Source organism: Mesorhizobium sp. M0239 (genome assembly GCF_040321815.1).
Lineage (GTDB): Bacteria > Pseudomonadota > Alphaproteobacteria > Rhizobiales > Rhizobiaceae > Mesorhizobium.
This window is the reverse complement of sequence record NZ_JAMYSG010000022.1, coordinates 1-21,617: the sequence shown is the minus strand read 5'-3', so window position 1 is coordinate 21,617 and position 21,617 is coordinate 1. Positions and strand designations below refer to the sequence as shown.

At 60.4% G+C, this 21,617-nt stretch carries 8 protein-coding genes and 4 pseudogenes; 5 read left to right on the top strand and 7 right to left on the bottom strand.

The features are described 5' to 3' along the window. Positions 1-160 precede the first annotated feature (160 nt). Together NKI99_RS22395 and NKI99_RS22390 are read left to right on the top strand one after the other, a co-directional pair. Positions 161-1,540, top strand: coding sequence for an aminotransferase (locus NKI99_RS22395; protein WP_352611990.1), 1,380 nt, complete (start codon positions 161-163; stop codon positions 1,538-1,540). Positions 1,541-1,663: 123 nt separating this feature from the next. Beyond that, positions 1,664-3,157, top strand: coding sequence for an NAD-dependent succinate-semialdehyde dehydrogenase (locus NKI99_RS22390; protein ID WP_352487245.1), 1,494 nt, complete (start codon positions 1,664-1,666; stop codon positions 3,155-3,157). Positions 3,158-3,227: 70 nt separating this feature from the next. Here NKI99_RS22390 and NKI99_RS22385 read toward each other — a convergent pair whose 3' ends face one another. From NKI99_RS22385 to NKI99_RS22375, 3 genes are read right to left on the bottom strand one after another with little or no spacing between them, the layout of a single operon-like run. Then, entirely contained in the window at positions 3,228-3,656 is a 429-nt protein-coding gene (locus NKI99_RS22385; RefSeq protein ID WP_352487246.1) for a Fic family protein, read from the bottom strand. A gap of 23 nt (positions 3,657-3,679) precedes the next feature. Next, a complete protein-coding gene (locus NKI99_RS22380; RefSeq protein WP_352611989.1) occupies positions 3,680-4,060 on the bottom strand; it encodes a Fic family protein in 381 nt (126 codons plus the stop codon). Between the two features lie 10 nt (positions 4,061-4,070). Further along, complete coding sequence (locus tag NKI99_RS22375) at positions 4,071-4,376, bottom strand: hypothetical protein (RefSeq protein ID WP_352611988.1); 306 nt, start codon at positions 4,374-4,376, stop codon at positions 4,071-4,073. Positions 4,377-5,425: 1,049 nt separating this feature from the next. Here NKI99_RS22375 and NKI99_RS22370 point away from each other — a divergent pair. Next, positions 5,426-6,166: pseudogene (locus NKI99_RS22370) on the top strand (oxygen-independent coproporphyrinogen III oxidase); the annotation flags it as partial. A gap of 813 nt (positions 6,167-6,979) precedes the next feature. On the opposite strand, the gene NKI99_RS22365 reads toward NKI99_RS22370, so the two are convergent. From NKI99_RS22365 to NKI99_RS22355, 3 genes and pseudogenes are all read right to left on the bottom strand, one after another. Then, positions 6,980-9,514, bottom strand: a complete 2,535-nt coding sequence (locus NKI99_RS22365; RefSeq protein WP_352611987.1) for a two-component system VirA-like sensor kinase — start codon at positions 9,512-9,514, stop codon at positions 6,980-6,982. A gap of 641 nt (positions 9,515-10,155) precedes the next feature. Further along, positions 10,156-10,533 (bottom strand): annotated as a pseudogene (locus tag NKI99_RS22360) (type IV secretory system conjugative DNA transfer family protein); the annotation flags it as partial. Between the two features lie 267 nt (positions 10,534-10,800). Next, positions 10,801-11,159: pseudogene (locus tag NKI99_RS22355) on the bottom strand (DDE-type integrase/transposase/recombinase); the annotation flags it as partial. Between the two features lie 507 nt (positions 11,160-11,666). Between NKI99_RS22355 and NKI99_RS33875 the strand changes: the two are divergent. Together NKI99_RS33875 and NKI99_RS22345 are read left to right on the top strand one after the other, a co-directional pair. After that, positions 11,667-12,201 (top strand): annotated as a pseudogene (locus NKI99_RS33875) (aldehyde dehydrogenase family protein); the annotation flags it as partial. A 283-nt stretch (positions 12,202-12,484) separates the two neighbouring features. Continuing rightward, positions 12,485-21,325: a Ulp1 family isopeptidase gene (locus NKI99_RS22345; RefSeq protein ID WP_352611986.1), complete on the top strand. Its 8,841-nt coding sequence runs from the start codon at positions 12,485-12,487 to the stop codon at positions 21,323-21,325. A 152-nt stretch (positions 21,326-21,477) separates the two neighbouring features. Here NKI99_RS22345 and NKI99_RS22340 read toward each other — a convergent pair. Continuing rightward, the coding region (locus NKI99_RS22340) for a winged helix-turn-helix domain-containing protein (RefSeq protein WP_352546282.1) at positions 21,478-21,617 on the bottom strand (140 nt) is incomplete at its 5' end.

Here is a 21,617-nt window from a genome sequence, read left to right as displayed (position 1 = left end):
AGGGCGATCCGCTCCGCGTCGGGTGGCAGGGCGTTGTTTGAAGGAGTGGGTGGGTTGGCCATTGGGCGTCACTCTCGGGGTCATTTTTTCTCGACAACTTATAAGTTATAAGATATTCCTCACCGAAGCAACCGCCTATCTGGTCGCAAGGAGAATTTTGATGAACAACGAATCGCGCGTGCTGGACATGGCCAGGCACTTTCATTCCCAAACCGATCCACGCCTGCATGAGGATCATGGTCCGTTGACGATCGTCGCCGGCGAAGGCGCGACCGTCACGGATGACGCGGGCAACCGCTATATCGAGGGCATGGGCGGACTCTGGTGCGCCTCGCTTGGCTTCAGCGACAGCCGGCTGGCTGTCGCTGCTGACCGCCAGATGCGCAAGCTCGCCGTCTACCACACCTTCAACCACCGCTCGAACGAGCCCACCGTCGAACTCGTCGAGCAGCTTACCGCGTTGGCGCCGTTCGACCACGCGCGCGTCTTTCTGGTCGGCTCCGGTTCGGAAGCCAATGACACGATGATCAAGCTCGCCTGGTATTACCAGGCCGCGCGGGGGCGTCCGGAGAAACGCAAGATCATCAGCAGGTTTGGCGCCTTCCACGGCAGTACGATCATGGGCGCGGCGCTGAGTGGGCTGCCGCACATGCACAAGTCCTTCAACCTGCCGCCGCTTCCCGTCATATTCGCCGCGCGGCCGTTCTACTATCTCGACGGTCTGCCGGGCGAGGCGGAGCATGACTACGCCACGCGCCTGGCCCAGGAACTCGAGGCCCTGATCCTGGCGGAGGGGCCAGAGACGATCGCCGCGATGATCGCCGAGCCGATCATGGGCGCCGGCGGCGTGCTGGTGCCGCCGGAGAATTATTTTCCAAAGGTTCAGGCGGTGCTGCGCAAATACGACATCCTGATGCTGTCCGACGAGGTGGTCTGCGGTTTCGGACGCACCGGAAATTGGTTCGGCAGCCAGACTTTTGGCATGGAACCGGACATGCTGTCGGTCGCCAAGGGGCTTTCATCCGGTCATCTGCCCATTGGCGGCGTCATTATCTCCGACAAGGTCTACCAGTGCGTCGCCGACGAGGCCCACAAGGTCGGCGTGTTCGGCCACGGTTTCACCTATTCCGGCCATCCGGTGACAGCCGCCGTCGCCGCCGAGGCGATCAGGATCTACCGCGAGATCGATCTCGTGAGCCAGGCGCGCCGTCTCGGCGATTATCTGCATGCAGCGCTCGCGGACGCGCTCAACGACCATACACTGGTCGGCGAGGTCCGCGGCCGCGGTTTTATAGCGGGGATCCAGATCGTCGAGGATCGCGCCACCCGTCGCGCCTTTGCGCCGGAGCTGCGAATTGGCACCGATGTCGAGCGGCGGTGCCGCGAGCACGGAGTCATGATCCGCAACATGGGCGACGTGCTGGCAATCTGCCCGCCCTACGTCATCGCCCCTAAAGAGATCGATTACATGGTTGATGGCATTCGCGCGGCTCTTGATGATACCGCGGCGGCCCATGCGCGGACTGACCAGTCGGCATGAACCCGCCCGGCGAGGCGGCGAGACGTCGCTGGAGGGGCCGGCCGCGCGAAAGGCGCTTGGGCAAGCGCGAGCCGCAGCCAGCATACAGGATCCTGATTGTCTTATCCGAACGGAGGCCAGACCATGCTTCAGAAAACCAGCCATTTCATGCGCCAGGCCAATCTCATCAACGGCGAGTGGGTGCAGGCCGACAGCGGACTGACGGTCGACGTCAACAACCCGGCCACCGGCCTCAAGATCGGCACCGTGCCGAAGTCGGGCAAAGCCGAAACCCGCCGCGCCATCGAAGCCGCCGCGGAAGCTTTCAAGACCTGGCGCAAGACGACCGCGCTCGAGCGCTCGAAGCTGCTGCGCAAGCTGCATGACGCGATGATGGACAATCAGGACGTGCTGGCCGAACTGCTCACCATCGAGCAGGGCAAGTCGCTGTTCGAATCGAAGGGCGAGATCGGCTCGGCCGCGGCCTATATCCTCTGGTTCGCCGAGGAAGGCCGCCGCACCTATGGCGACGTGGTGCCGTCACCCTGGGCGGATCGCCGCATCCTAGTGACCAAGGAGCCGGTCGGCGTCATCGCCGCGATCACACCGTGGAATTTCCCGTCCTCGATGCTGGCCCGCAAGCTCGGTCCCGCACTTGCCGCCGGTTGCACCGCGGTCGTCAAGCCGGCCTCGCAGACGCCGTATTCCGGCCTTGCCTGGGGGGCGCTTGCCGAGGAAGTCGGCTTTCCCAAGGGCGTCGTCAACATCCTGACCGGCGCCGCCGGCGAGATCGGCGACGAGATCTGCGCAAATCCGCTGGTGTCGAAGATCACCTTCACCGGATCGACCGAAGTCGGCAAGCTTCTCATTCAGAAGTCGTCCGTCACCGTCAAGAAGGTGTCGATGGAACTCGGCGGCAACGCGCCGTTCATCGTCTTCGACGACGCCGATCTCGAGCGTGCCGTCGCCGGCGCGATCACCGCCAAGTATCGCAATTCCGGTCAGACCTGCGTTTGCACCAACCGCTTCCTGGTTCAATCTGGCGTCTATGACAAATTCGTCGAGAAGCTCGCTGCCGCCAGCAACGGGCTGAAGGTCGGCTCCGGGCTCGAGGACGGCGTGCAGCAGGGGCCGCTGATCGACGAGAAGGCGGTCGAGAAGGTCGAAGAGCTGATTGCCGATGCGACGTCCAAGGGTGGCAAGGTTGTCGCCGGCGGCAAACGCCATGCGCTCGGCGGCTCGTTCTTCCAGCCGACCGTCATTGCCAACGCGACACCCAAGATGCGCTTCATGAAGGAAGAGATTTTTGGCCCGATCGCCCCGGTGTTCAGGTTCGAGACCGAAAAGGAAGCCATCGCGCTCGCCAACGACACTGAGTTCGGCCTCGCCTGCTATTTCTACACCGGTGATCTCGGCCGCGCCTTCCGCGTGATGGAAGGACTGAAATACGGCATGGTCGGGGTCAATGAAGGCCTCATCACCACGCCGGAGGCACCGTTTGGCGGCGTCAAGGAATCCGGCCTCGGCAAGGAAGGCGGACATCAGGGCATCGAGGATTACCTCGATACCAAATATGTCTGCATCGGCGGCCTCGGCTCTAGTGCGCCGGCTTTTCCCGTGTCTCAGAACGCGGAATGACGAACCCGCCGGTGATCCGGTGGAAAATCTTTCCGGTTCCGAGGAGAAGTGACCTAAGATCGTGAGCGCCCTATGCTCTTACGTTTCCGGAAAAAGCTTCCGGAAACAGCGCGTCCAGAGCGTCCGCCGGAAAGCGTAGGGACACTGGGCCCTTTGGCGTTTCCGACGCCAATAGTCCGAGCGCGATTACGTCATTGAACACTCGACGCGCCGTACGTTCGGGTAGTCCGCTAATACGGGATGCCTCGCCGCGGTCAAACTCACCGCGCGTGAGCGCTTCCTCCACGAGGCGGCCGGCTTCGGGCTTCAGACCACTGCGCTCCACATGCCGATACAGCCGCTTGGCCAACGTGTCGAGATCGAACAGTCCGGTCATGAAGCTCACCTGATCGATACACACCTGCAGGAACCATAAGGTAAAATCGCCGAGTGCGCGTTCGGAGAGGTTGCCACGTCCGTCGAGATCACCCTGGCGGGGCATATCGGCATGATCCATCATGCTCTTGTAATCCGTTCGGCTTTTCACGCCACGTGCCAAGCCTCGTGAGATCGACCACAGCCCGTGCGCGGCGATCCCGGCCTGAGGGCCATGGCGTGGCTCATCAATCGGCTGACGCGTCCGTTGCCGTCCGGAAACGGGTGAATGTAGTTGAAGCGGTGATGCGCGGCAGGAATGGTCAGGATGCGTCCGGCCTTGCCCAGCTTATCGAAGCGATAACGCATGGCAAAGTATTGCATGAAATCGTTGACGCGATCGCTCGAAGGCGGTTCATGCCGGCCGATGGCGACGTCATGCTCTGGCTTCGATCGCCACTCACCTGGCGCCATGACGAACTCACGGCCGGAACCTTGATGGTCAGCATGGGCGATTCCGCATCGCGGTAGAATTCCGCATGCAGCCATCGAAGAAAACCTACCGATGCCGGTTCCGGCAACTGCCCATCGGCAGCCAGGCGGTCGATCTCGGCTTGCACGCGAACGTGCGCGGCCGCCTCGAGCTGTAGATTGCGGCGGTTCTCGTCTCGATCGAAATTCCGACCAGCGCCCGTTCGATGTCGCGCGGGCGCGCATCGTGGCCTTCGATCAGGTTGCTGTAGTAGGTGTTCATGATGCGCACGAGATGGGCGAGGTTGGCTGCGGTACGCGAGTGCAGGCTTTTGCCCAAAACAGCCGACGTCGCCAGGCTTGGACACAAATCGATGCTGCCGATGATGATCATGGCCGATGTTCGGCAGGCCTATCGTACTGACAACTACGCACAAACCGTAATTGGGGGAGCCATCTGGCCGATGCTTTGGCCGATCTATGACGATCGGCCGGACTCAGACAGGTTCGAGGTGGAAAACAGGCAGCTTTAGACATGGTTCTGCCTCGGCCAGCGCAAGATTCGCCTGGAGCTTCGCTTATGCTGTGTGAGCTTGTTCTCTCGCGCCCGAATTCCCCATGGATGGCCCAAAAGCAGGCGATCCATTTGTCATTTTTAAGTGCGTCGGACTGCCAGTTGATCGCGTTCTGACCCGACTGGGAGTTCAAGTTTGACCTGAAACTGACCGGGTGCTGGATGGCAGGCTTCATCCCCACCGGTCTGATATGAAACAACGTCCGGCCCCGAAGGCTAGGCTGCAATCTCGTATGGCTTCTATGCGCCGTTCTCTTGGAGCGTGTTGCGGGCTTGGTCTGCTCAACCTCGGAGCTCAACGCTTCACGGCGTTAGGATGAGCGTTCGAGGCGCAGGATTACTGCCGACACTGCTCTTCTTGTTCGCATTGGGCAGTTCCCGTTGGAAGCTTCCATCTTGCCGACTGCTGAGTTTGGAGTCGCCGTAGCTGTGAAATCGGAAAGAAGCCCATAGGCAACGTTTGCCGCGACGCTACTGAGAGCTGGTCACCGGGAGAGCCGAAGGTAGAACGAAGTTGTCTCGTTGAGCTTGTATGTGGCGCTCAGCATAGAAGGCCCAGTTCCCACCCCAAGGCTTATACAAACCGCCACCGTTTGCGCCGATCGCGTTCATGGCCTCGTCCTTTTGGCAGAGATCACCACGGTCGCTAGCTGGCGAGCAAAGTCCGTCCCAGCGCTGCATTATCTCGTCGGATCCGGCAAGCTGGCAGAATTTCCCAGGCGGAGCTGACGGGGAGGGATGGTGGGAATAAAACGGTGCGCGTGAGGTCTCGGCGGGAACAGCCAAGACATCTAAGCGGAACGGACTGGCATAACGCAAAGACACAGGCGAGCTCAGCGGCAAGGTGGTTTGTTATCACCATGGGACGCCTGCCGCGTCAAACGGTGGTGTCGTGGGTCGAGACGGCGAGGGCAGCGGTCGCCATGCGCCCCGACCGGCTTGCCTTGTTCGGCTACTCGCATATCCCATCCCAAATAAAGAACCAGCGCCTCATCGAGGCGGAATTTCTTCCCGACAGCGCTGCCCGCGCTGAACAGTATGCGGCTGTCGCCGTGAGGCTGATTGCCGCCGGCTACCGACAGATCGGGCTCGACCATTTCGCCTTTCCGCACGACGAGCTCGCGCTGGCACAGGAAACAGGTCGCCTGCGACGTAACTCGTTGGGCTACTCGGCTGACACCTGCAGAACCCTGATCGGTTTCGGCGCGTCGGCTATCGGCCGCACCGGCCAGGGATACGTTCAAAACGAAGTTACACGGGATTCCTACATCCAGCACATCGCAGCTGGCCGACTGGCTACATCGAAGGGCCATCGCCTCACAGACGACGACCGCGTGCGAGCCGCAATTATCGAGCGATTAATGTGCGATTTCGAGGCTGACGTGCCGGCAATCTGTGTCGCCCACGGATCTGATCCGATCCGTCTTCGCGGTTCAGATGAGCGTTTGGCGATGCTGGCCAAGGACGGAATAGTGGACTTCGAAAACGGTCTTGTCCGCGTACGGCGGGAGCATCGCTTTGGGATTCGCGCTGTTGCTGCCGCATTCGATGCTTTTAGAGATGGCCTTACGTATCCCGCAGGTGAGGGCAAGCAGACACACGGAAGCTAACACAGGGGGTATCTTTTGCCGGAGAGAACGAGCTGCCATCGTGCGGTGCCCGGTTAGTAGTGAAGCGCCGTAAAATGTCGACATAGGCGTTGGTGAACTGGACCGAACGACGAGAACAGCCTATCCAGTGTGTTGTCGGCAGTTAGTTCGAAAGTCCTGCTACACCCGATCCGATGCCTCTCAACGCCGAGGCCGCACCTCCGTGCCGAAGCCGGCCTTCCCAATGGTGGGTCGAGCCGTCGCTTACCCCGTGCTTGCCTCACAGATCCGCGACCGAGAACCCAGCCTCATGCTCCCGCCCTGCCGGGGCCTAGGTCAATCTAGCATGAAAGGAACACGTCGGAACCTTGGATATCGCTTGCCCGGCCGGGCGGCGATAGCCTTGTCGGGGCAGCGAGGAGCCGTAGCCGATGATGAACGCACAGGAGAAGTCTGGCGTGAATGGGGCGATGATTGTCAAGCTTTGCTCTCGAGTCATTTCGTCAACCATCTTGCGTGACCGATTGGCGACCATCTCCTCGTCCCGACCTTATATTACCCGTTGCCTGTCGCCGCCAGCGCGCAGTGACTTGTCAAGGATGGAGGCCCGCAGACCCCATCGCGCGGCGACTTGTCCTTGACGGTCACGAGCACGGCGGCAGGTTTGCCGTGGTCGGGGAGCCCTTCCTTGGGCGGAGCCACGACAGTGTTCGAGGGGAACTCGCCATGAGCCGGGTGCGCAGAGATCGTCCGACGCTCTTGTATTTGCTGGATCCCAGCCGGCTCCGCCTCCGACTGCCTCGGTAGCTCGGCATCCTGAGCGCGTCGGCGGCATCATGCCATTATCATCCTACGAATTGCATGCTCCATCGTCCTGGACGAGACCGGTTTGGCTAGCCAAAGGACGAAGGTCTGATTACCAGATGTGATCGGCATGGGGTCGCTTCCACCAACGACGATGATGGGCACCGTCATCAGGGTGGTACGTACGGCTTCGGGCTGTCCTGGCCCGAGGAAAGTCGCTTTATCGAAAATTAGGAGGTCGGCTGCCTTCCCGCTCTCGATCCAGTCGCAAAGACTCTCGAAGGTCGCGAAGCCGACCGGCTTATAACCCAGCGCGGCGATCTTATCCTTGTAGATCTCCAACGCTGCTGGATCGGCGTCAACGACTGCAATGATTTCTCCGTTGCCAAGTGATCCATCGCATGGGCCGAAAGCGCTATCAGCTCTGACCTGCTCCTCAGCGCAGGCCGGTAAGTAGAGATCGAAGCGTGTACCTCGGCCAACAGCCGAGGTGACGTCAAGGCATCCTGCGAGCGCGCTCACATGGCGGTCCACTGCAGCAAGACCCAGTCCGGTCCCGCCGACGCGAGAGCGCGTGGTAAAAAAGGGCTCAAAGATATGCGGAAGCACCGAACTTGCGATTCCTTGGCCATCGTCGCTGATGGAGAGGAGAACGTAATCTCCCGGTTTCAAGGTGCCCTTAGCCACGGGCTTCGTTTGACAGACGTGAGCGCGAGAAACGCTAATCTCGACACGGCCCTCATTCAAGAGAGCCTCCGACGCGTTCTTGCATAGATTCATAAGGATCTGCTGTATCTCGGTCGGGCTGCCCTCGATCACCGTTTGCCACTCGTTGATCTTGAAGTTCAACTGAACATCCGCACGAAGTGTAACCCGCAGCAATGGCGCGAGATCCATTACACTCTCCGAGACGTCGAAAGGCATCGTCACGCGCTTCCGATTTCGGCTTAGTGACAAAATTTGATCAATAATCAGTTTGGCTCGGTTGCTGGCCAAGATAATTTGGCCGATGTGGCCCCGAATTCTCGAGGGGCGACGCACAAGACCTTTAGCCATCTCTGCGTAGCCGACTATTGCTCCTAGAACATTATTGAATTCATGTGTAACGCCGCTTGCGATTGTGCCGACAGCCGTCAGCCTTTCCGCATGCTCCCATCGACTCTCAAAAAGGTTACGTTCCGTGTGTACACGTTGCATTTCAAGATGGTTGCCTAAACGCACAGTAGCGCTCGCCAGAACCAGGAGGTCGTCTGTGGAGGGTGGTGAGCGATCTCCTTCAAAAACAAGGATACAAACCGCAGCCTGCTGATCGGAGGCCCGGCAACCAACAATTTGACAAACACCGGTAGTGCCTACGGCAGTCCGAACCACTTCCGACGCCGGAACGACGCGAAACACTGGCTGTTCCGGGTGTACAAGTGAGACGACTTCATGGATTAGCGTGGCGTTCCAGACGCGCATGCGCTTGTTCGCGACAAAGTACTCGGTATTCCTGCTGATACTCGGATCCACCAGAGCAAGCGCGCATTGATCCGCATCGAAAACGCATTGAATGAGTCTAAGCGCCGCTTCGGTGGAGAAGCGCCGCGAAGCCTTCGTTGCTTGACTGTCGATGAAACAAGCTTCGATCTCACTCATCGCCGCTTCAAGCTCTAACCGCCTTTCCAACCGGTTCGTCCGCACATGCAGCGTGGAGGCTCGAATGGTCGCAAACAAGCAGAGGCATATGGACACCAAGCCAAAGAAAAGCCGTGTACGCTGCGCTTGCGCGCTGGCGAAGCTGTAGGCTTTCAGATGTTCTCGCTCCAATTCGGCAGCCTTGGCGAACGTGTCGAAGGATGGGATCCGATTGACAGCGCGGTCCAACCTCAACATTGAGGACAGGATAGCGCGGCCCTCGCGGGCAACATCCTCCGTGACTTGGTCCTGGCTAGGAGGAAGTCGGCGGAGAGACTGATCGATTTGTAATGCGAGGCTGAATCCCGGTCTGGCCGAAAATTGAAGGATCAGATTGGAAAATTCAGGCCTGTTCGACACTCCCCCCCAAAGGCGATTAGCCGAGCGAGCAAAGCGTACGAGAGAGCTTTGCAGAAGCTCATTTTGCGCGGCCGAGTTCGAGATGGCAGCTTCTGTGTTTTCGAGGGACTTTTTGAGCTGTGCAACCAACCTGGAGTGCACCCCGGAGCTCTCATTGGGCGAAATCTCAACAAGGCGTTGGTAGTTTTGAAGGTTCCTTTTTAATGCTTGCCCGGTAGAAGCAACGGAACGGAAGTCCAATACCATGTCGGCGCGGGCGACGTCTCGCTGGAGCAATGCGTAGTTGATCTGAATCGTCCGCAGTTCGCTTAGGACCGCCTCGTTGATCTGGGGGTCTTGCCACTGTATCGCGACCAAGAGCGCAACCGAGGCCACTAGGGCCATTACAGAAGCTTTGTCGGTACTGAGCCATTTTTCCCAAACGAACGGCGTTTGAGCCGCGGTGCGTGCCTTGCGAAGGTCCGAGTTGAATTCTAGCTCCCCATCGCGTCGGTGTGCGGCCGGATGCTGCTGGAACAGGAAAGCCAAGTGTACCTCTCCCCTCAAACAGGCGGTGTAGACACCGTTGCACTCTGCCCCCATGGCCCGCTGACCTTCCATTGATTCGCGGGCGTTTCGACCTCGACGGCGAGGCGGCAGCACAAGGCGGGCAACTGATCGCAGTTTTCGGAACTGGTCTTCCGAGAGATCATCGAAGGGGCATACAAGCGCACGCCTGCAGCAGCCGAGGATGATACCGGCCGGTCAAACGCAACTGGCGAGGGCCGGATCTGCTGTTGGCTGGCAGCTAACACTGGCGGGGCGGCGGCCTCAACTACGGCGTGCCTAGAGCCGGCTGCTGCGAAAGCGTCCGACACGCTTCCCTTGGGGTCATCCCGTCCAGCGGGCATTCTTGGATCGCTGAAAAAAGACGAGGCGGCTTGATGATCCTGCCCTCGCTGAAGCACCTCGCGAAACCCCTTTTCCAGTCGCAGAAGCTCCTCTGGACCGGTAGGCGGCTCGTCAGCTCGACCATCGAACAGCGGCCGGAGCGCCTCGGACACGTGCTGCTCAAAGCCCACTCGCCGGGCCTGGACCGCTTGCCCGTCTTCCAAGCCGGCGTCCTGCACCTGCGACAAAGCTGTTACACGGGATGGATTACTATTTCGCGGGTTCATACTAGCCTCACATCAAACTGTATCGTCAAAGTCCTGCGCCAATTCACACAGCGGGTCATCGAGTTGAGATTCTGCGGAGAGCGCCTCCTCTGCTCCCGTCAAGGGCGCCGGCTCCGGGAGGGCGCCTGTCTGGCTTTCAAAGATGCGTTTCAGAATGCGATCCGAAAAATATCGCACCTTCCTCAATTTTAATGGTGGCAGACCTTTGATGAGAACAATCTCGTAGTCGTCATCGAGCAGCCGAACCTGTTCGGGACGCAATAGCGGTGCACCTTGATGTGAATTCTGAATGTTCCAATCGAACGTTCGCGCCTGGCTGTAGGAAATCGATTGGGCTTGAAATGTGAATCCACCGATAGCTTTGGAAATGTAGTTCGGAGTCTCGTCATCTACCTCGATGTTCCTAGAAGCGCGCCGGCAGCCCGGGCGGGGGGCTTGGGGTTAGACTGCCAGCGCACGCCACTCATAAAGAGCGGCCTCTTTTCGCGGTTCGGACACCCATAGTCAACCCGGCAACGTCTGGATGCCCGCTGTGCTTTTTGCAGAGCGGCGATGCCGGGCATATCGGCCGATCCTGTCTAGGATGGTGTGGCCACTCTCGTCGGCCGAGTTGATGCTCCAGCCAGTATCGCCTTGCCGACCAGCATGAGTTCGCCGTTAGCAATCCATTGTTGCGGGCGTTCCAGTCACGGCCTTCCATTCGGCGATGGCTTGCAAGCGATGAACATGTATGGCGAGAGCAGAACGTTTGGGGCGGGGGACGAAGAGGTTGCGGAGGGCTGACAAGGTCGAGACGAAGCGTTGCAGGCCTCCCGGCGATCGGACCCCTGCATCATCCGCTCCCGTTTTCGCGGCGGCACATGGGAATTCTCCGCTCTGTTGTTCAACCCCTTGTGCGACCGGTGCTCGACGTCCGGCATCATCTGTCGCTTTGCCGCTCCATACGAGCGAAGCTAGTCGGTGATCATGCGCTTCGGCGCGAGCCCCTGCTTCTTCCACAGCCGCGTCAGCAAGCGCAACCTCTCGCAGGGTGCGCTCTCAGAGTTCGTTCCTGCGCAGCGGCCTTGTTATCTCGATACTGGATAAGCGTCTACGAACCTACGCGCCGCATAACGAGCTTTGTTGCGCTGGTCGGTTGCGAAGGGTGGCTCTATGCATCGCAGTGGCGGACGCGAAATCCTCACCATCCTTCTGCATCGCGCTATTTGGCTTGCCGAACACCCAATTTCGCCGGCACGCTGCCGCTGAATACGATGATCATCTCGCATTCTTGCTATGGAGACTGTCGTCCTTCCTGGGCACGCGGCTGACGGCGACGAAAGCGGGTTTATTCATGCAACACCCCTTTTTGGCAGGCAAGCTGGTGGACTTCGGGATGTCGGGGGCGAATATAGCGAAGACTCCCGCCGCTCGCTGATGCATTCTGGACGCAACCGCATCGAGCCGATGTGTTCGAGACGCTTCGCGGCTGCAGTCGCCGAACGATGGCGTGGTTATGCGACCTGTTCGGCATGGCTACCCCCGTCCAGTCAGGCGTTCACGAAGGTGTTTGTCGAGAGTTCGTGGAGAAAGTCCGCCACTTATCGTTGGCGAGGGCTTTGCTCCGGAGTGGCGATCGGTGCGCTGATCGACAGGCAGGCTCTGGCCAAAATCGAATCCCATGCCGTCGCGAAAGGCCGCAGAATCGATGCGGGGGCAAACGCATCGCGCGAATGGCACGTCGAACTATCGGTCCGGTCTCCAGCGAGATGACCATCGCGCAAGAAAGAGACATTCGGGCGGCTGGCGCCTGTGATTGCTTCGACGATGCGGATAGGTCGTGCATGAGGCCAACGACACGATCTACGGCCTTCCCCCACATTTGTGCCTCAAACGGAAGCGTGTTTGGCGTGTCGCCGAGGCCTTGGAATATGGCATAGTGGTATGAACACGGGACGCATGTCGTCGGAAGCCGCGCCTTTCGGCCGAGTGAAGCAGTCCGGCATCGGGCGGGAGGGTTCCCGCCATTGCCTCGAGGACTACCTCGAAATGAAATACCTCTGCACGGGCGGCATCTGAAGCATGGGCTTGCAGGGCTCGCAGACCGGTAAACCAGCGAGCCATCTCCAAATATGTGAATTGTGGATTGCTCCTCGACGGGAGCTGAGGGGCGGCTCCGCAAGCCTTACGACGCTCTTTGCGAGCCGTAGCTGCCGAGCTGGCAAAAGGCCGGGCTACGTCGCGCCAGCGCAATCGGCGCGCAGAAAATTAGGCCTACCCGCTCCGGGACCGCGGACCTCGTCAGCTTCTCGTAAGTATGCCCGAGTAGGTTGCTCAGCTGATCTGTGGACGTGAGGCTAACGTGAACCGGCACAAATTTGACCTATCCAATGTAACAGGTTGGCGGCAGGTGCAGCCCCCGGCATCTCAAGAGCAAGCGGCACAGGCCGGGCAAGAGGGCTTTGAGCAGCGCTCGGGCGAGGCGCGCCAAGCCGCTGCCCAAATTCCCGCCCCCGGCGTTCCGGCTCTGCCAGACCCGTTCCATCCTCATCCGTCTCACGGAGACCTGAGCCTCATCGAAGGCGCGGCCCCATGGGAAGCGCAGCCCATGATGCAAGGGAGCGGACAAGAACACGCCGCGGCGCCGTACGCCGGAGGCAGTGGGTCGATGCTAGGTGCCTCGGTGCTGCAGCCGGGTCACTCAACGGCGCGCCATCATCATGCGCCGGATTCGTCAGTGGGTGATCTGAATCCTTCCGCACCGTTCGAGTTGCGTGACCATGCTCGTTCCCCCGTGCCGGCGGCGGTGCAGCCAGATCCTCCAGTAGTGGTCTCCGACGGTCGCGGCTGCAAGCGTCCTCTTTATTCCAACGATGCGACCGTTGTCGAAGGGCTGAGGTCACTCTACGCGGGTAAGGCCAAGGAGGAAACGGTCAAGCGCCATGTAAATTCTCTTTACGGCTTTGGTCGTTGGCTCTTTAAAAATAACAAGCCGGGATTTGCTGCTCGGCTTCACGAGGAGTCGCTGGATGAAGATCTCAAGGAGTACGAGAGCAGTGGTGGCTCCTCGACTGTGGCTGTGGCACTGCGTCGTCTCAGAGAGTCGGCGGGCGGAGTGCCAATGGTGGGCCGCGCTGTCCTGAATCCCGACCCTGCCGACGCCGTGCTCATCAAAGAGTACAAAGCGGCTCTCATCAAAGAGTACAAGGGAGCGCCTGCGACCGGGCCGAATCGCCAAACCATTCACGACTATGGAGCTACTCTTAGACGTTTCAGTGAATACCTGGTTGAAAACAACAAGCCGGGGATTGCGGCTCGGCTTCACGAGGAGTCGCTGGATGAAGATGCCAAGCGCTATAAGGCCTCCAGTGGTGACCGGAGGATCATTGCACTAGCTCAACTCCGGAAGTTCCTGCCGTCCGCCGCACTCGGGCGCGAAATTGCCCTTGCTGCTCGTCCGGAAGACGCACTCGGCATGGAGGCTCGTGCCATTGGGGACGCCGCTGCGCAGCACAGCGGGCCGCAGAAGGCATTGGGTCGGCCAGAGAAGCTCCCTGGGGAAGCTAATGAAGACGCCGCTGTTCTGCCATCGTCTTTCGTACCAACTGGGCACCATCACCAAGCCTCGGATCCCGCAGAGTCCTTTCGTCCCCTGATCTGGCGCGACGGCGACCAGCGCGCGCCGGACGAGCGGATCGCTGCACAGGACAGGAGCAACCTGCTACCAAGCGAGGAGGTGCCACTGAGGCCACCGGAATTCGCTCCTCCCAGCTTGCGGGCGGGGAATTCCGCCTCGCCAGAGCTCTTTCCTGAGGGGATGTCCCCCGCGGTCGAAGGGTTTTTTGGTGTTTTCGGCGACCCCAGCGGGCGGGTGCTCGGCGCATTGCAATTGCTAGGCGACGAACATATCCACAGGGATTACCAGCTCCTGGAGCAGGAGTTGCAGGGGAACAATCCAGAACTCGCCGCCCGGACGCGGTTCGTGGATCCCCTCGTAGCCAATTATCATCTGCGCTTGGGCTCCGAGAGCGACAAGCTAAGCGCATTCCAGCGCATCGTCCATAATCAGAACGGTAACGACACAGCCGACTTCCTGTTCGTGCCAGTGAGCGATGGCGGTAAGACTCTTGCGGAGCGCGGCAAACATTGGTCGCTGCTGTTCGTTGATCGCAGCGACCGGGAACGGCCGGTTGCCTATCATTATGACTCCGTCAGCGGATGGCATGACAAGCTTGCAAAACACCTCGCAGAAAGGCTGGGCGCCAGCCTGGAGACCCGCGTGGACTTACCCCGCATCGCCCAGCAGAGCAACGAGTGGGATTGCGGAGTCTACGTGGTGGACGGCACGCGGGCGCTGGTTGGGCGATTGCAAAGATGGCAGCCAGACCTGCCAGACCTGAACCTCAACAACCTCGTCGTCAATCGGCAGGCACTACAAACCCGACTCATGGGTGACGATACATCTGGAACGGCAAATTATCTCACGAACTTTGAACTCATGGACCGACAGGCGCGAGACGCGGTTAAGGAAAGCCCCGTTGGGACGTTTCACCAGCGGATCAAGCGGCTCGGCCAGTCAGCGCGAGCGTTGCACGACAGAGCCCTGGCTCCAGTCGCGCCGGACCAAGGCAACCCAGACTCGGTGTTCGTACGGGACGTTGTTCCCGGGGAAACACGCCATCATCATGCGCCGGATTCGTCAGTGGTTGATCTGAATCCCCCCGCACCGTTCGAGTTGCGTGACCATGCTCGTTCTATGCCGGCGGCGGTGCAGCCAGATCCTCCAGTAGTGGTCTCCGGTCGCGACAAGCGTCCTCTTTATTCCAACGATGCGACCGTTGTCGAAGGGCTGCGGTCAGCACTCTATGCCGGTAAGGTCGGGGAGCGCACGGTCACGGACCATGTAAATTCTCTTCTCGGCTTTGGTCGTTGGCTCTTTGATAATAACAAGCCGGGATTTGCTACTCGGCTTGACGATCCGTTGCTGGATCAGGATCTCAAGGAGTACCAGCGCGAGAGTGGCTCCTCGAACGTGGCTAGAGCACTGGGTCGTCTCAAAGAGTCGGCGGGCGGAGCGCCAATGGTGGGCCGCGCTGCCCTGAATCCCGACCCTGCCGACGCCGTGCTCATCAAAGAGTACAAAGCGGCTCTCATCAAAGAGTACAAGGGAGCGCCTGCGACCGGGCCGAATCCCAAAACCACTCAGGACTATGCGGCTACTCTTAGACGTTTCAGTCAATACCTGCATGAAAACAACAGGCCGGGGATTGCGGCTCGGCTTTACGAGGGGTCGCTGGATGAAGATGCCAGGCGTTATTTGGACTCCAGTGGTAACCGGTGGATCAGTGCACTAGCTCATCTCCGGAAGTTCCCGCCGTACGCCGCACTCGGGCGCGAAATTGCCCTTGCTGCTCGTCCGGAAGACGCAGTCGGCATGGAGGCTCGTGCCATTGGGGACGCCGCTGCGCAGCACAGCGGGCCGCAGAAGGCATTGGGTCGGCCAGAGAAGCCCCCTGGGAAAGCTAAGCAGCTGAGCGAGATCGGCAATTCAGGCGCTCGCGTGCTGATGCAGGCCCCCACCCATCAAGTGGGTGCATTGGCATGGGAGGCGCAGCCCATGATGCTGGGGGACGAGCACCTGGCACCGCATACCGGAGGCAGTGGGTCGATGCTGGGTGCCTCGGTGCTGCAGCCGGGTCACTCAACGGCGCGCGATTCGTCAGTGGTTGATCTGAATCCCCCCGCACCGTTCGAGTTGCGTGACCATGCTCGTTCTGTGCCGGCGGCGCCTGCCGGGCCAGCGTTCGCCAGGGCTGAGGAGACGCCCTCCGCGGTTGGCGAGGCCGCGGTGGCCGAAAGGTGGGCTCGGTTGCAAAAGCAAATGGACGAACCAGTGCATGATCCCGGCCCTCAAGTGGATACATCGCCATGGGAGGCGCAACTCATGGTGCAAGGGAGCGGACAAGAACACGCCGCGGCGCCCTACGCCGGAGGCAGTGGGTCGATGCTGGGGGCCTCGGTGCTGCAGCCGGATCACTCAACGGCGCGCCATCATCATGCGCCGGATTCGTCAGTGGTTGATCTGAATCCCCCCTCACCGTCCGAGTTGCGTGACCCTGCTCGTTCTGTGCCGCCGGCGCCTGCCGGGCCAGCGTTCGCCAGGGCTGAGGAGACGTCCTCCGCGGTTGGCGAGGCCGCGGTGGCCGAAAGGTGGGCTCGGTTGCAAAAGCAGAAGGTCGACGCTGATTTGTCGGGATATTTCGACTCGATTCCGCACGCGGACCTTCTACGATCGCCATGGGAGGCGCAACTCATGACGCAAGGGAGCGGACAAGAACACGCCGCGGCGCCCTACGCCGGAGGCAGTGGGTCGATGCTGGGTGCCTCGGTGCTGCAGCCGGGTCACTCAACGGCGCGCGATTCGTCAGTGGTTGATCTGAATCCCCCCGCACCGTTCGAGTTGCGTGACCATGCTCGTTCTGTGCCGGCGGCGCCTGCCGGGCCAGCGTTCGCCAGGGCTGAGGAGACGCCCTCCGCGGTTGGCGAGGCCGCGGTGGCCGAAAGGTGGGCTCGGTTGCAAAAGCAAATGGACGAACCAGTGCATGATCCCGGCCCTCAAGTGGATACATCGCCATGGGAGGCGCAACTCATGGTGCAAGGGAGCGGACAAGAACACGCCGCGGCGCCCTACGCCGGAGACAGTGGGTCGAGGCTAGGTGCCTCGGTGCTGCAGCCGGGTCACTCAACGGCGCGCCATCATGATGCGCCGGATTCGTCAGTGGTTGATCTGAATCCCCCCGCACCGTCCGAGTTGCGTGACCCTGCTCGTTCTGTGCCGCCGGCGGTGCAGCCAGATCCTCCAATAGGGGTCTCCGGTCGCGACAAGGGTCCTCTCTATTCCAACGATGCGACCATTGTCGAAGGGCTGAGGTCAGCATTGGAGAGCACGGTCAAGCGCCATGTAAATTCTCTTCTCGGCTTTGGTCGTTGGCTCTTTGATAATAACAGGCCGGGATTTGCTGCTCGGCTTCACGAGGAGTCGCTGGATCCGGATCTCAAGGAGTACGAGAGCAAGAGTGGCTCCTCGGACGTGGCTAGAGCAGTGGGTCATCTCAAGACGTGGGCGGGCGGAGCGCCAGTGCTGGACCGCGCCGCTGTCCTGAATAATCCCGACCCTGCCGACGCCGCGCTCATCAGAGATTACACAGCGGCTCCCATCAAAGAGTACAAGGCAGCGCCGACCGGGCCGAATCCCGCTACCATTCAGACCTATGGATCTGCTCCTAGACGTTTCAGTGAATACCTGGTTGAAAACAAAAAGCCGGGGATTGCGGCTCGGCTTCACGAGGGGTCGCTGGATGAAGATGCCAAGCGCTATAACAACTCCGGTGGGATCAGTGCACTAGCTCATCTCCGGAAGTCCGAACTCGGGCGCGAGCTCCCTGGGAAAGCTAATGAAGACGACGCTGTTCTGCCATTGCCTTTCGTGCCAACTGGGCCCCATCACCAAGCCTCGGATCCCGCAGGGTCCTTTCGTCCCCTGATCTGGCGCGACGGCGACCAGCGCGCGCCGGACGAGCGGATCGCAGCACAGGACAGGAGCAACCAGCTACCAAGCGAGGAGGTCCTCATCAACCGTGAGCATGATACAGCGGAGTTGAGACCAGCGAAGAGGCAAAGGACCCCGAACAGTCGTCTGCAGGACGTTGCCACTGAGCCGCAGCTGAGCGAGATCGGCAATTCAGGCGCTCGCGTGCTGATGCAGGCCCCCACCCATCAAGTGGGTGCATTGCCATGGGAAGCGCAGCCCATGATGCAAGGGAGCGGACAAGAACACGCCGCGGCGCCGTACGCCGGAGGCAGTGGGTCGATGCTGGGTGCCTCGGTGCTGCAGCCGGGTCACTCAACGGCGCGCCATCATCATGCGCCGGATTCGTCAGTGGTTGATCTGAATCCCCCCGCACCGTCCGAGTTGCGTGACCATGCTCGTTCTGTGCCGGCGGCGGTGCAGCCAGATCCTCCAATAGGGGTCTCCGGTCGCGACAAGGGTCCCCTCTATTCCAACGATGCGACCGTTGTCGAAGGGCTGAGGTCAGCTTACGCGGGTAAGGTCAAGGAGAGCACGGTCAAGCGCCATGTAAATTCTCTTCTCGGCTTTGGTCGTTGGCTCTTTGACAATAACAGGCCGGGATTTGCTGCTCGGCTTGACGAATCGTCGCTGGATCAGGATCGCAAGGAGTACGAGAGCAGGGGTGGCCCCTCGGAGTACGAGAGCAGGGGTGGCCCCTCGATCGTGGCTAGAGCACTGGGTCGTCTCAAGACGTTGGCGGGCGGAGCGCCAGTGGTCGACCGCCCTGTCCGGAATCCCTACCCTGCCGACGCCGCGCTCATCAGAGATTACACAGCGGCTCTCATCAAAGAGTACAAAGAAGCGCCTGCGACCGGGCCGAATCGCGGTACCATTCAGGTCTATGGATCTACTCTTATACGTTTCAGTGAATACCTGCATGAAAACAAAAAGCCGGGGATTGCGGATCGGCTTCACGAGGGGTCGCTGGATGAAGATGCCAAGCGCTATGTGAACTCCGGTGGTAACCGGAGGATCAGTGCACTAGCTCATCTCCGGAAGTTCGCACCCGGGCGCGAAATTGCCCTTGCTGCTCGTCCGGAAGACGCAGTCGGCATGGAGGCTCGTGCCATTGGGGACGCCGCTGCGCAGCGCAGCGGGCCGCAGGAGGCATTGGGTCGGCCAGAGAGGCCCCCTGGGAAAGCTAAAGACGGGCGGGTGCTCGGCGCATTGGAATGGCTAGGCGACGAACATATCCAGAGGGATTACCAACTCCTGGAGCAGGAGTTGCAGGGGAACAATCCAGATCTCGCCGCCCGGACGCGGTTCGTGGATCCCCTCGTAGCCAATTATCATCTGCGCTTGGGCTCCAAGAGCGTCATGCTAAGCGCATTCCAGCGCATCGTCCATAAGAACGGCAACGACACAGCCGACTTCCTGTTCGTGCCAGTGAGCGATGCCGGTACGACTCGTGAGGAGCGCGGCAAACATTGGTCGCTGCTGTTCGTTGATCGCAGCGACCGGGAACGGCCGGTTGCCTATCATTATGACTCCTACAACGGATGGCATGACCCGCTTGCAAAAGAGCTCGCAGAAAATCTGGGCGCCAGCCTGGAGACCCGCGTGGGCGTATCCCGCATCGCCCAGCAGAGCAACGTGGTGGATTGCGGAGTCTACGTGGTGGACGGCACGCGGGCGCTGGTTGGGCGATTGCAATCGCAGCCAGATGACCTGAACCTCAACAACCTCGTCGTCAATCGGCAGGCACTACAAACCCGCCTCAGGGGTGACGATACATTCGGAACGGCAAATAATCTCACGAACTTTGAACTCATGGACCGACAGGCCCGAGACGCGGTTAAGGAAAGCCCCGTTGGGACGTTTCACCAGCAGATCAAGCGGCTCGGCCAGTCAGCGCCAGACGTTGCTCCCGGGGACCCATTTAAATTTCAAAGTCTTGAGAGCAAGGGGGACGCCGCTGCGCAGCACAGCGGGCCGCAGGAGGAATACAGTTGGCCAGAGTATCTTCCCCCTGGGAAAGCTAATGAAGACGACGCTGTACTGGCATCGTCTTTCGTGCCAACTGGGCCCCATCACCAAGCCTCGGATCCCGCAGGGTCCTTTCGTCCCCTGAGCTGGCGCGACGGCGACCAGCGCGCGCCGGACGAGCGGATCGCAGCACAGGACAGGAGCAACCAGCTACCAAGCGAGGAGGTCCTCATCAACCGTGAGCATGATACAGCGGAGTTGAGACCAGCGAAGAGGCAAAGGACCCCGAACAGTCGTCTGCAGGACGTTGCCACTGAGCCGCAGCTGAGCGAGATCGGCAATTCAGGCGCTCGCGTGCTGATGCAGGCCCCCACCCATCAAGTGGGTGCATTGCCATGGGAAGCGCAGCCCATGATGCAAGGGAGCGGACAAGAACACGCCGCGGCGCCGTACGCCGGAGGCAGTGGGTCGATGCTGGGTGCCTCGGTGCTGCAGCCGGGTCACTCAACGGCGCGCCATCATCATGCGCCGGATTCGTCAGTGGTTGATCTGAATCCCCCCGCACCGTCCGAGTTGCGTGACCATGCTCGTTCTGTGCCGGCGGCGGTGCAGCCAGATCGCCCAAAAGTGGTCTCCGGTCCCGACAAGGGTCCTCTTTATTCCAACGATGCGACCCTTGTCGAAGGGCTGAGGTCAGCACTCTATGCCGGTAAGGTCGGGGAGATCACGGTCAAGCGCCATGTAGATATTCTTTTCGGCTTTGGTCATTGGCTCGTTGAAAATAACAAGCCGGGGATTGCGGATCGGCTTCACGATTCGTCGCTGGATCGGGATCGCAAGGAGTACGAGATCTGGGGTGGCGGCCCCTCGGCCGTGGCTGGGTCACTGGGTCGTCTCAAGACGTGGGCGGGCGGAGCGCCAGTGGTGGGCCGCCCTGCCCTGAATCCCCACCCTGCCGACGCCGTGCTCATCAGAGAGTACACAGCGGCTCTCATCAAAGCGTACGAGGCAGCGCCGACCGGGCCGAAACCCCGTACCGTTGAGGTCTATGGGTCTGCTCTTAGACGTTTCAGTCAATGCCTGGTTGAAAACAAAAAGCCGGGGATTGCGGATCGGCTTCAAGAGCGGTCGCTGGATGAAGATGCCAAGCGCTATATGAAAACCGCTGAAATCAGTGCACTAACTCATGTCCGGAAGTTCGCACTCGGGCGCGAAATTGCCCTTGCTGCTCGTCCGGAAGACGCAGTCGGCATGGAGGCTCGTGCCATTGGGGACGCCGCTGCGCAGACCGCGGCACAAGCTCATGGCCACGCAGGAGAGCAGGGACCCATCTCTCGAGCTCAACAAGTCGCGCCAGCGCCGTTTGAACGGCACTTGGGCAAGAAGCGCGAGGCCCAGGACGGACTGACGAGTACACTTGACAGGAGCAACCTCGTGAACAGCGGGGGCGTCATCATAAACAATGAACATTCCACAGCGCTGTTGAGACCGGCGAAGAGGCAGAGGACTGATAATCCGCAAAGCCGCGCCATGGGGCGGCAACTGAGCGAAGCAACCACGACGTCCATCAGCCAAGCCTCCGATCAAGCCCGAGCGGACCTAGTGGCTTCCTTCAGAAGCAGGGAGCGCTCCGACGCGGGGCGTTGAGCTCCATGGCTGGGGTCAAGCAGAACAGCTCTCTTGACGACAGAGGCGCTGATGCGATCTCCGGACCGGTAGCTCTCGCCGTAATTGATCAGGCTGGTACTGTTGGAAGGCTTGATCAGCCTCGTCACCCCAATCTCCAGCATAGCTCACTGTCACGCGGCCAACGTGCCTCCGTAGCTAACATCTACGTCAGCGTTGAAGAAGTAGCCTGCGCCACGGGATGTTTTGACCAGGCGAGGGTTGGCCGCATCAGCCTCCAGCTTTCGGCGCAAGCGCATGATTAGGACATCGA